Origin of the sequence: Marinobacter sp. (assembly GCF_046484525.1) — a bacterium.
In the GTDB taxonomy this organism is placed as follows: domain Bacteria; phylum Pseudomonadota; class Gammaproteobacteria; order Pseudomonadales; family Oleiphilaceae; genus Marinobacter.
The window spans coordinates 1-10,544 of sequence record NZ_JAWOIS010000025.1 but is presented as its reverse complement, the minus strand read 5'-3'; the positions used below and the strand labels follow the sequence as shown (position 1 = coordinate 10,544).

The following is a 10,544-nucleotide window of genomic DNA, read 5'->3' as shown; positions in this document are numbered from 1 at the left end:
GTGGTTCCAAATCGAGTCAGAGCAACGCAGCTATCAAGGCTCTCAGTGGCTCCCGAAGGGCGCGGCGCTGGGGCCCCTGACCGGTGTTGCCAGCACTTGATGTGGAACCACCACACCTGCGTACTGGCGCCTTGGCCAGGGTCCCCAGCGCCACGCAGTAGGTCAGCGAATTAACCAGACGGGACACTAGCCCTCCCCAGACCTTGGTAGTCCGCTGATCGGGTGTTGGTGGCGCTTTTTGTCTACTAGTGCCAGGGTGCTGGCGTAGATGTTGCGGACATCTTTCGCGAACTGCTCCACCGAGAAATCGGCCGCAAACGCCAGAGCGTTACCGGAGAGGGTCTCGCGCAGTTCGTCGTTCTCCAGCAGCTCCTTCACTCTGGCAACCCACTGGTCCTGTTTTTCCCGCGTCTTGAAGCCGTTGAATCCGTGCCGGACCACATCTTCAATCCCGCTGGAACGCACGGCGACAACCGGAAGGCCCGCCGCCATGGCTTCGAGGATGACCATGCCCTGGGTTTCCGATTTGGAGGCGAACAGGAAGGCGTCGCCCAGGTGGTACCACAGGGCCATTTCATCGGGTGGTACCGCGCCGACGAGTGTGAAGTGCTGCTGCAGGCCGAGGGATTCGATTTTCTTCTGGAGCCGGTCTTTCTGGTGGCCGTCGCCGATCATCAGGAAGCGGAACGGAACCTCGGTCTGTTTGCGCAGGGCTTCAATGGCCTCGATCATGAAGTCGATGTTTTTCTCGTTGGACAGGCGCGAAACGCTGACGAAGATTTTCTCTTCGGTGATCCCGAGTTCCTCGCGTAGCTTGTCCACATCCTCCGGATTCACTTCCTGGAATTTCTGGTATTCGATGCCCGTGGGCTGCACGAAGGTGGGCGTCTTTACCCCGATCATGCGCAGGTATTCCTCGGTGGAGTAGGTGGGCACGATGACGCCGTCGCACTTGTTGGCGAAGTGCTTGATCAGGGCGTGGGAGATCAGGTTCCGGAACAACATGCCCGGCAGTGGTACGAAGTGGGCGTAGTGCTCCAGCCGGGTGTGGTAGGTGTAGACGGCCGGGACCTTGAGAGTACGGGCGATGAACAGGCCGAGGCTGCCGAGCCAGAACGGATGGTGTACGTGGATGATATCAGGCCGGAACGCCTTTACCTGCGCCCGGATACTGGGCTGGAAGATGTTGGCCAGGCGGAATTCCCGGTTCTTGCCCATGGTCAGCAGGGAGGGCACCCGCAAAACGGATTCCTCGTGGTCGGGCTGATCCTTGTAGCCCGGGGCGACGATGAGTGGGCTATCCCCGAGTTTATCCAGCCCTTGCCGCAAACGCTCGATGGAGATGGGTACGCCCCCGATGAAGGGCAGGTAGTTGTTGGTGAACATGGCTACCCGCAGCGATTTTTCGAGCCAGGGGGCGGGGTCCAGGTCGTAGTCCGGGTAGTAGTCCTTGCCGATGAAGATGATCTGGTAAAGCTTGATGGCAATGGCCGCAAACACCGCAACAATCAGGATGAAGTTGAGGTAGCCGGTGTAGAACAGTGAGTAGATGAAGAACCAGAGGCTCTCCAGGGTGCTCCACACCGGATGCTGTCCGACTTCCAGTCGCTGCAGGTTATGGGATACGTCACCATCCGCGGTCACACTCACTTCCACGTAGTGATAGAAGCTGCTCTCGTTATTGAGGACCAGGCCGCCAGCCCCGCCGGTGGTGATGAACCGGGTTCCATCCCGTTCCTGCTCGGCAAAGACGGAGAGGTTCGAGGAGAACACCATGTCGATGCCCTGGCTGTCGATCAGCTCAAGCAGTGCTTCCCGGAACTCCGGTGGCTGCAGGTAGTCGTCTTCCTGGTCGAACAGCGGGTTTTGCTCCGGCTCCAGCGGTGGATGGCCGATGAACAGGATGCGGGCGTTGCTGGTGTCCTGGGTGAGCAGGTCGCTGAGCCACCGGATTTGCCACTGCCAGGGGGTTTTACCGGTGCTGTCCAGGAAGATCAGCCGGGCGTTGCCGGTGCGGATGCTGTAGAAGTGTGGGCCGAAATGGTCGTAGAAGCGAAAGCTGCCGAAATTGTCGAATTCGTGGGCACCGAAGGTGAGCAGGTAGGGGATCCGCAAATGGTTCAGGGTGCCGTACAGGGCCCGGTACTTGTCCTCGCCGCCACCACTGACCGCGTTGCCTGCAGACACCATGAAGTCCAGCCCGGAGCTGTTCAGTTCCGGAATAATCCGTTCCTCGAAAATGCCGATGGAGTTGTTGATGTTACCGACCACGGCAAAGTTGACCGCTTCCCCGCGTTTGACCCGCTCGTGGATGCGCTCCACCTGGGTGCTGTGCAGGCTGTTGAAGTTCTGCATGAACAGGTTGAGGTAGGTCTTGTACCCCACCAGCAGGATGACGATCAGCAGGCACAGGTAGAACAGCAGTTTCAGCGGGTTTCGGAAGATCATCCGGATTTCCTGCGGTCTTTGGTGAGTTCCCTCTGGAGCACAAGCAGCCCGACAATCATGCCCAGGTAAATGGTCAGGAAGCGCCAGCCCACGGTAACCAATACCAGGTGATTACCGGACAGGATATCCCGAAAGAAACTGCCGAACACCCCCTCCGAGATGCCCGAGGCCCCGGGCGTGGGTGAGAAATACATGATGAAGGTGGTGACCACCAGCAGCCCGATCGTTACCAGGTAGTCCACCTCGTAACCGAGGCTGTAGATGAGCAGGGCCGGAAAGCTGAACAGGCTCAGCAGGAACGTGGCGGTGAAGAATATCGACAGCAGCACGAACAGTGGCCGCCCCTCGATGTAATCGTTGAAGCTGAAAGAGAACCGCAGCATCTCACGGCGGCACTTGAACTGCCACCGGTCGTGGCGGCGTGCGCCAATCAGATGCGCTCGCCTGAGCAGGCTGATGAGTTTGCTCAGGGGCAGAATGAGCCACCGGGTCCGGAACAGCAGGACGATAAAGAAACCCAGGTAGAGAGTGATGAACACCGCCAGGGCGGTGCCGATCTCCCCGGAGATGGTGTGATTTTCCAGGGCCTTCAGGGTGAACAGGAAAACCGGGGTCAGCGAAAAGATGAAGATCACTGCCAGTACGGTGCGAATGGTGGTCGCGGCAGTGGCCCGCCCCACGGGAACGCCGTGGCGGGTGAGGTACCAGATCTGCGCGAAACCACCGCCGGTGGCCATGGGTGTCACGTTCGAGAAAAACAGGTTGATAAACAACAGCTTGAACATGATCCGGAACGGCAGTTTATGGTCCAGGGCTCGCAACGTGTAGTAGAGCCTCAGCCCGTCAGACAGGAAATACACCAGCAGCAGGGCACCGAAGGCCAGCAGATTCTCTGGCGCGATGAGCCGGGTGTCGAAGGTAATGCTGCGGTCGGCAAACTGGTGATAGACCGTATAAAGCCCGGCAGCGGTCAGGGCGACAAAGATCAGGCTGAAGAAACCGAGTCTTCGCCAGGAGGTCCCGCGCTCGTAATCGATGTCCGTTGAGTCTGTCATGGGCTGCCCGTCACAGTGAGACGGGCAGTTTACAGGGGAAGTGGCAGTGCTTGTCCAGTGGTGCCTTAATGGCCATATACCATCATGGTGGTGTCCGTGATGGCAAAGTCCGTAAACTGGATGCTGCCGGTGCTGGTGCCGCCAATCCGGAAGATCGGCATGTCGATATCCGCACGAAACTCGAGCTCATGCACCGACAGGCCCTCCGCTCCGGAAGCGGCGCTGGTGCCCCGGGAAAGCTTTGCCGTGGCATGGGCCATTCCGAAATGCCCCAGGGTGTCGTCCCCGCGCCGGTTATGAATCCGCAGTCCCTCAATGCCCACCGCAGCAAAGTTGAACAACAGGATCAGGTCGGCGGCCTCCCAGTTCAGGCTGCCGTTGGTGATCTCGAAGTGGGTGTCCAGCTGTAACTCCGAGCCGGATACCACATTGCCATTGGCCAGCGCGCGGGTTTCGCCGCCCTGATTCCGGATCACCAGGTCGGTCGGCCCCACGTAACCCTGCAGCAACACATCCGAGAACATCGTGGCACTGCCCTCCGAGCCGGATGTTACGATGCTGTCCACGGCCAATTCGAAATCCACCGCCCGCAGGTAATCCGTCAGGCTGGTCGGATCGCCGTAATCGATCGCGCCCAGGTGAATTACCACATCGCCACTGTCGAACTGCTTACCGAACTCGCCATTCACCGAGTAGGTGGCCAATGCCTCGGCCACATCCGGATCGCTCGAGTCCAGCTGGCCCGCATTCGCCCGCCGGGCAATCTCCGAGAACCCGTGCTCCAACACCTCGCCATCACCGGCGATGTCGATGGTCAGCTTCATGTTGTCCAGCACCGTGTCATTCTGACCGGAGAGCCGCAGTCCGTTTACGCTCAGCGAACCTTCATCGGTCCAGGTAAGGCTGTCCATGGTGACTTTGGTTTCCAGCTCGATGGTGACTCCGGCCTGACCGGTCACTGCCGACATGCTGCTTTCATCGAGTTCACGGAACTCGGCGAGCGCCGAAGCGGGCAACGCCATCGCAAGCACCATAAGGGGAAAGCACCTGCGCGGCGTTGAAAACTGGGTTGGGAGAGGTGAAATCATGAGCGCCCCGATGTCGTTCGACGGAATCTTGTTGTTATCCGGGCCGCAGGGACACCAGAATCAATGCGGCGATCAGTGGTTACATATTGTTACAGTATGGCCGGTACGACGGTGTGTCTGTGATGCAGATCCCGAATAGCTGGTTCAGTGCCCGACCTGGATATCCCTCCACCCCTTGAAATCCGATTGAAACGCACGCAGGTATACAGTTTGAATCCTCTGAACCAAAAGGGAAATGATCATGCCCAAGCATTTCGAAGACGCCCCCGGCCTGTACGACGCGCCCGTTCCCGAGACAGAGGGCTTTGTTTTCAACCAGACCATGATGCGCATCAAGGAACCCGAGCGCTCAATGGACTTCTACACTCGCGTTCTGGGTATGCACCTCATCCGCAAGCTGGATTTCCCGGAGATGAAATTCACCCTGTACTTCCTGGGGTACCTGGATGACCGTTCGGCCCAGTTCGTCCCGAGCGACGATACCCACCGCACCACCTACACCTTCGGCCGTGAGGCGATGCTTGAGCTGACCCACAACTGGGGCACCGAGGACGACAAAGATCTCGCCTACCACAACGGCAACGACGAGCCCCAGGGCTTTGGTCATATCGGCATCGCCGTACCGGATGTGTACGCCGCTTCGGACCGTTTCGAGAAACTGGGTGTCGAGTTTGTGAAGAAGCCGGACGACGGCAAGATGAAAGGCCTGGCCTTCATCAAGGATCCGGACGGCTACTGGATCGAGATCCTGCAGCCGGACATGCTCGCCAAGCGGCAAAAGGACGACTGAACGTCCTTCTGGTTAACCGCCGTCGGATGCCTGTCCGGCGGCGGGTTTCCCGCCAAACCTGGAGGCGACGATCACCGCCGCCGTCAGAATCAGGGCGCCGGTAATGCCGATCGGCCCAAGCACCTCTCCCAGGAATACCCAGGCCAGCAGGGCCACGAATAACGGTTCCAGCGTCACGATGATGCTTGAAAGGGTCGCGGGCGTGGTTTTCATGCCGGTGAAAAAGCTCACGTAACCGATGCAGGTGGGCACCACGCCGATGTAGCCCACCATCAGCCAGTGCTGGAAATCCAGGGTTTCCAGGCCGGCAAAGCCCCCGATGGCGGCTACCACCGGCAACAGGATAAGCGCAGCAGTGAAGAAACAGATGAATGCCGTGGTGAATACCGGTGTTCCCGCCGAGTTGTACCGGCTGGTGAGGGTGAAGCCGGTATAGACACAGGCGGCCAGCAGGGCCATCAGGATGCCGGCCAGGCGCAGGGTACCGCTGGTGTCCATATCGCTCAGCACCAGCATGGCGGTGCCGATGATGGCGGCGATCAGCGACAGGATGGTTAACAAACCGGGTTTCTCGCCGAGCAGGGGCGCGGCGGTGAGAGCTACCAGCACCGGCGGCAGGCACAGGGCAATCAGGGTGGCAATGCCGGCACCGGTCAGGTCGACGGCCAGCAGGTAGCTACCCTGGTAGAAGGCCTGGAACAGGCCGAGTGCCGCGAGGGGCAGGAGAGCCTTGAGTCCCAGGTGGCGCAGGGAGCTCCCGGGTACCCGCTCACCGGAGTGCTCCCGTTTGAGTTGGCGTTGTTCCCGCCGCATCAGCAGCCAGAAAAACGGCAACGCCACCACCAGACGAAGAAAGCCCAGGGTGATGGGTTCCAGCTCGGTGCCGGTAAACAGGAATTTGGCGACAATGCCTGTGGTCGCCCACAGCAAGGCCGCGAGGGCGATCAACAGTGCGCCTTGGATCATTCAATAACCAATACAATCAGCTCTTTGGGGCCGTGGACACCGTAGGCCAGGGTCTGCTCGATGTCCGCGGTTTTGGAAGGCCCTGAGACTAACAGCGCATTGGTCGGCATGCCAGAGGCCCAGTCCTGGGCAAGCATGGCTTCGTGGAACGTGGTGTAGATTTCCGAGGCGTTCAGCACGGCAATGTGCACCGGTGGCACCAGGCTCATCAGGCGTGGCTCGTCCGGGGTTGGCCACAGGATCAGCGAGCCGGTTTCAGCAATGCCACCGCGGGTGGAGGTGATGCTGGCATCCACCTCGTTGAACAGGTAGGGCCGCCAGCTCTCGATCGGCTCGTCATAGAGCAGAAGTTCCGGCAAGTCGGTGCGCTCGGAAGCTTTGATGGCCTGACCGATGGCGTGCTGCTTCGGAATCATCAGGTTGCGGGCACCCCGGGTGTTCAGAACCTCGGCCAGCCGTTCGATCCAGGTGTCAGCGGTGCAGTGGTGTACCTCGCCGTGGACCGACTCGATCATTTTCTCGAACAGCTCGATCCGTTCGGCAGTACTCCAGTCCGGCCGTTTCAGGACCGAGAAGTCGCATTCCGGGGCGGTCAGTTCGCCGCCGGTCCGATGGCGCAGGCGCTGGAGAATAATGTTTCGGGAACTCATTGGCCACGCTCCTTCATCCGCTGGTGCAGGGTTTTTGCCGCGAGCTTCGGTGCGGTCCGGAAATCGGTCCAGGCGCCCGCCTTCGAGGGCTGCAGGGCCCGGAATCTGGCTGCGACCCCGGTGCCCAGCCGGTAGATGCCAGGGCTGGAATGCATCCAGGCCCAGCCTTTCCAGATCAGCGCCTCGCCGGTGCTGCGCTTGGCGCCGTGACCCCGGACTTTCGCCGGGTGGAGCCGGTCGCCGTCCACGGACTCCTGGCGCAGGCGCACCAACAGGTCCGGAATCGGAATCTTCACCGGGCAGACCTCGCCGCAGGCACCGCACAGGCTGGAAGCGGTGGGCAGATGCCGACCCTCGTCCAGGCCGATCAGGTGCGGCATCAGGATCTTGCCGATGGGGCCGGGGTAGGTGGTGCCATAGGTGTGGCCACCGACCCGGGTATAGACCGGGCAATGGTTCATGCAGGCGCCGCAGCGGATGCAGCGCAGGGTATCCAGCAGCTCGTCATCCTGGTAAATGGAAGACCGGCCGTTGTCCACCAGCACCACATGGACTTCCTCGGGCCCATCCAGCTCCTCGCCCTTGCGCGGGCTCGAGATCATGTTGAAGTAGGTGGTGATGTGCTGGCCGGTGGCGGAGCGGGTCAGCAACGCCAGCAGGGCGGGGACATCCTCCAGGCTGGGCACCACCTTCTCGATACCGGTGACCGCAATGTGACAGGGCGGCACCGTGGTGGTCATCCGGCCGTTGCCCTCATTCTCCACCAGGCACAGGGTCCCGGTCTCCGCCACCGCGAAGTTGACCCCGGATACGCCCACATCCGCGTTCATGAACTTCTCCCGCAGCTGCTGGCGGGCGGAGGCGGTCAGGTACTCCACATCGTTGGAGAGATCGGTGCCGGTCTTCTCGTGCATCAGCTCGGAAATTTCCCCGGTGTTCTTGTGGATTGCCGGCATGATGATGTGGGAGGGCGTTTCGTCCGCGAGCTGGACAATGTACTCGCCCAGATCCGATTCCAGCGCCTCGATGCCCTGGTCCTGGAGGTAATGGTTCAGCTCCATCTCCTCGGACACCATGGACTTGCCCTTGATCACCGTCTTGGCGTCCCGGGCCACACAGATATCCCGCACAATGCGGCAGGCCTCGTCGCCGTCCACCGCCCAGTGCACCTTGATGCCGTTCTCGGTCAGCTTCTGTTCCAGTTGCTCAAGCAGGTCCGGCAGGTTGGACAGGGCCTTGAGGCGGATGTTGGCGCCAAGGTCCCGCAGGGTCTCCAGGTCCCAGCCCTCGAACGCCGCCTTGCGCTTGGCCATCAGGCCGTCCATCGCCGTGCGGAAATTCTGGCGGATCTTCGGGTTATGGATGGCCGCGTGTGCCCTGGGGTGGAATTCCTTCACATCGACGTGAGGATGGCTGTGGGCTGTGGTCTCGCTCATGACTGGCCTCCCTGGTTTCCGCGGGTGCGTTCCCACAGGAAACTGATGATGTGCTGGCCCTGGAGGGGCTTGCCGTTCTTCTCGGCATAGCCGGCGATGTTCATCAGGCAGCCGCAGTCGGTGGTGACAAATTCTTTGGTGCCGGCATCCACCAGGGTGTCCACCTTCTCACTGACCATGGCGGCAGAAATCTCCGGGTGGCGCACCGCAAAAGTGCCGCCAAAGCCACAGCATTCTTCCGGCCGGATCTGTTCCACAAGATTGACGTTCTTCAGTTGCCCAAGCAGGGCGGGGCCGACCTCGGCCACCCCCATTTCCCGGCGGGCCGAACAGGAGGTATGCATGGCGACTGTCAACGGCTCACCCAGATCCTCCAGCTTGATGTGGCAGACATTCAGCAGGAAATCCGTCAGTTCCCAGACCCGGCCGGCGATTTCCGCGGCCTGGGTGGCTTCGGGTGTGTCCTTGAACAATGAAGGGTAGTGCTTGCGCATCATGCCGCCGCAGGAGCCGGAGGGCACCACAATCGGCCAGTCCTCCGGAAACAGGTCCAGCTGGGCTTGCGCCACCGAACGGGCCTCATCGTGGTAGCCGGAGGTGTAGGCAGGCTGGCCACAGCAGGTCTGGCCCTGGGGAAAGATAACCTCGATGCCCTCCCGCTCCAGCAGTTCCACCCCCGCAATACCCGCATCCGGGTAGAACATGTCCACCAGGCAGGTGCCGAAATAATAGACCTTCTGAGGTTTTGAAGGATAAACCTTGATGGGATCAGACATTAATGCCCCGCTCCGGGTATGGGATTGTAATTATCGAACAATAATAGGGTGGAGGAGCGGTGGATGCCAAACGACTTTCGGCTCAGCGGCTTCTGTTGGATAACTTTTGATAGACCTTGGATTTCTCGCGTTTGCCAATAGCGAGGACATAAACAATCAATTCGTCATCAACCACCTCGTAGGCGAGGCGATAGCCGGCATTACGGAGTTTGATCTTATAGACGCTCTGGTAGCCGCGGAGACGGGCCGAAAGAACGTGAGGATTCTCAAGCCGTTCAGACAGTTTATTCTTGAATTGTTGCTTTATTGGTGGCGGAAGTTTTTTCCACTCCTTCAGTGCAACTGGCAGAAATTTAAGTTTATAAGTCATCCAGATTGACGCTGACAGCCTTGTGTTTGTCTTGGCGGCGCTTCTCGACGATTTGGCTTAGCTCCTGGTCGTCGATCATTTCCATTATCCACTCGTAGGTTTCCGCTGGAACCAAATACGCTGCGGGCTTGTTGTGGTTAAGGATAGCGATAGGCGCACCGTCAGATTCGGCAAGCAGGGCTGTAGGGTTGCGCTTCAGTTCGGAAATGCTGGCTGAGCAATCGGCAAGTACTTTGCGCATAAAAGACCTCAAATGTGCATCAAAATAAGATCTCATTTTAGACCATTCTTTGCCGGTTGCCGATAGTGACAGGGTGGCTTGCGCCACCCTCCGTTAATCCTACTCTACGCTGAGACGATCCGCGTTCTTCTCCACAGTACGTGCGCCAATGCCTTTGACCTTGGAGAGATCGGCGGTGGAGGCGAAGGGGCCATTGGACTCGCGGTATTCGATAATGGCCTGGGCCTTGCTCTCGCCGATGCCGTTGAGGCTTGCCAGGGTGGCCACGTCTGCGGTGTTGATGTTCACAGTGGCGTCCTGGGCGTAGGCGAAACCGGTGAACAGGCTGAACAGCAGGACCAGCGTGGCGATAATCGGGGTTCTTTTCATGTGAGCATACTCCTGAGATTGAATAACGTCGTTATGGTTGTTTGCCAGGACGTCATGCCGCACAGGCGCAGGCTCGGTTGAGAGGCGAGAATAAAGGTTTTGAGGTGATGAGCTGTAAGGAGGGTATTCCGAAAACGGAGGTGCACGGACTGGGCCACGCTCCCTGTGGACCCAATATCCGTGGCTGATCCCTGCCTGATCCATCAGGCTGCGCATCATCCTGAGCGCATCATCCTTGTGTTCATCCCTGTCATCCCGATCCTTCGGGTAACTCCTGATCCGTGGAGTTTCCATCCTTGAGCCAACGATCCTTGCCGGCTGTCATCCCTGACAATTCCTATTCTATCGAGGATGG

The 10,544-nt window shown here is 59.6% G+C and carries 12 protein-coding genes; 1 reads left to right on the top strand and 11 read right to left on the bottom strand.

The window, feature by feature from the left end; all coding sequences use genetic code 11:
* Positions 1-16: 16 nt before the first annotated feature.
* The 4 genes from R6W86_RS05875 to R6W86_RS05860 all read right to left on the bottom strand — a co-directional run bounded on the left by R6W86_RS05875 (position 17) and on the right by R6W86_RS05860 (position 4,537).
* Positions 17-187, bottom strand: coding sequence for a hypothetical protein (locus tag R6W86_RS05875; protein ID WP_410328447.1), 171 nt, complete (start codon positions 185-187; stop codon positions 17-19).
* Positions 187-2,448 carry a glycosyltransferase gene (locus R6W86_RS05870; protein WP_410328446.1) on the bottom strand — a complete coding sequence of 754 codons (2,262 nt, stop codon included), beginning with the start codon at positions 2,446-2,448 and terminating at the stop codon, positions 187-189. Before R6W86_RS05870 ends, R6W86_RS05875 begins: the two co-directional genes overlap by 1 nt.
* The gene (locus tag R6W86_RS05865) at positions 2,445-3,503 is read right to left on the bottom strand and encodes a YbhN family protein (protein ID WP_410328445.1); all 1,059 of its coding nucleotides are present in this window, start codon (positions 3,501-3,503) and stop codon (positions 2,445-2,447) included. The genes R6W86_RS05870 and R6W86_RS05865 overlap by 4 nt, the downstream gene beginning before the upstream one ends.
* A 65-nt stretch (positions 3,504-3,568) precedes the next feature.
* Positions 3,569-4,537 (bottom strand): DUF6160 family protein, encoded by a 969-nt coding sequence (locus R6W86_RS05860; protein ID WP_410328444.1) that lies wholly within the window; start codon positions 4,535-4,537, stop codon positions 3,569-3,571.
* Between the two features lie 295 nt (positions 4,538-4,832).
* Between R6W86_RS05860 and gloA the strand changes: the two genes are divergently transcribed.
* Positions 4,833-5,381 carry a lactoylglutathione lyase gene (gene gloA / locus R6W86_RS05855; RefSeq protein ID WP_410328443.1) on the top strand — a complete coding sequence of 183 codons (549 nt, stop codon included), beginning with the start codon at positions 4,833-4,835 and terminating at the stop codon, positions 5,379-5,381.
* A 12-nt stretch (positions 5,382-5,393) separates the two neighbouring features.
* Here gloA and R6W86_RS05850 read toward each other — a convergent pair whose 3' ends face one another.
* The 7 genes from R6W86_RS05850 to R6W86_RS05820 form a co-directional block, all read right to left on the bottom strand.
* Positions 5,394-6,347 carry a DMT family transporter gene (locus R6W86_RS05850; protein WP_410328442.1) on the bottom strand — a complete coding sequence of 318 codons (954 nt, stop codon included), beginning with the start codon at positions 6,345-6,347 and terminating at the stop codon, positions 5,394-5,396.
* Positions 6,344-6,997, bottom strand: coding sequence for a lactate utilization protein C (locus R6W86_RS05845; RefSeq protein ID WP_410328441.1), 654 nt, complete (start codon positions 6,995-6,997; stop codon positions 6,344-6,346). Before R6W86_RS05845 ends, R6W86_RS05850 begins: the two co-directional genes overlap by 4 nt.
* Entirely contained in the window at positions 6,994-8,433 is a 1,440-nt protein-coding gene (locus R6W86_RS05840) for a LutB/LldF family L-lactate oxidation iron-sulfur protein (RefSeq protein WP_410328440.1), read from the bottom strand. Before R6W86_RS05840 ends, R6W86_RS05845 begins: the two co-directional genes overlap by 4 nt.
* Positions 8,430-9,209 carry a (Fe-S)-binding protein gene (locus R6W86_RS05835; RefSeq protein WP_410328439.1) on the bottom strand — a complete coding sequence of 260 codons (780 nt, stop codon included), beginning with the start codon at positions 9,207-9,209 and terminating at the stop codon, positions 8,430-8,432. Before R6W86_RS05835 ends, R6W86_RS05840 begins: the two co-directional genes overlap by 4 nt.
* Positions 9,210-9,291: 82 nt before the next feature.
* Entirely contained in the window at positions 9,292-9,579 is a 288-nt protein-coding gene (locus R6W86_RS05830; RefSeq protein WP_410328438.1) for a type II toxin-antitoxin system RelE family toxin, read from the bottom strand.
* Positions 9,569-9,820, bottom strand: coding sequence for a type II toxin-antitoxin system Phd/YefM family antitoxin (locus R6W86_RS05825; protein ID WP_343814792.1), 252 nt, complete (start codon positions 9,818-9,820; stop codon positions 9,569-9,571). The genes R6W86_RS05830 and R6W86_RS05825 overlap by 11 nt, the downstream gene beginning before the upstream one ends.
* Positions 9,821-9,919: 99 nt before the next feature.
* A complete protein-coding gene (locus tag R6W86_RS05820) occupies positions 9,920-10,189 on the bottom strand; it encodes a ComEA family DNA-binding protein (protein WP_410328437.1) in 270 nt (89 codons plus the stop codon).
* Between the last annotated feature and the right edge of the window lie 355 nt (positions 10,190-10,544).

Coding starts and splice junctions, on each gene's coding strand:
- R6W86_RS05870 (WP_410328446.1), bottom strand. CDS start 2,448: ATGATCTTCCGAAACCCGCTGAAACTGCTGTTCTACCTGTGCCTGCTG.
- R6W86_RS05865 (WP_410328445.1), bottom strand. CDS start 3,503: ATGACAGACTCAACGGACATCGATTACGAGCGCGGGACCTCCTGGCGA.
- R6W86_RS05860 (WP_410328444.1), bottom strand. CDS start 4,537: ATGGTGCTTGCGATGGCGTTGCCCGCTTCGGCGCTCGCCGAGTTCCGT.
- gloA (WP_410328443.1), top strand. CDS start 4,833: ATGCCCAAGCATTTCGAAGACGCCCCCGGCCTGTACGACGCGCCCGTT.
- R6W86_RS05850 (WP_410328442.1), bottom strand. CDS start 6,347: ATGATCCAAGGCGCACTGTTGATCGCCCTCGCGGCCTTGCTGTGGGCG.
- R6W86_RS05845 (WP_410328441.1), bottom strand. CDS start 6,997: ATGAGTTCCCGAAACATTATTCTCCAGCGCCTGCGCCATCGGACCGGC.
- R6W86_RS05840 (WP_410328440.1), bottom strand. CDS start 8,433: ATGAGCGAGACCACAGCCCACAGCCATCCTCACGTCGATGTGAAGGAA.
- R6W86_RS05835 (WP_410328439.1), bottom strand. CDS start 9,209: ATGTCTGATCCCATCAAGGTTTATCCTTCAAAACCTCAGAAGGTCTAT.
- R6W86_RS05830 (WP_410328438.1), bottom strand. CDS start 9,579: ATGACTTATAAACTTAAATTTCTGCCAGTTGCACTGAAGGAGTGGAAA.
- R6W86_RS05825 (WP_343814792.1), bottom strand. CDS start 9,820: ATGCGCAAAGTACTTGCCGATTGCTCAGCCAGCATTTCCGAACTGAAG.
- R6W86_RS05820 (WP_410328437.1), bottom strand. CDS start 10,189: ATGAAAAGAACCCCGATTATCGCCACGCTGGTCCTGCTGTTCAGCCTG.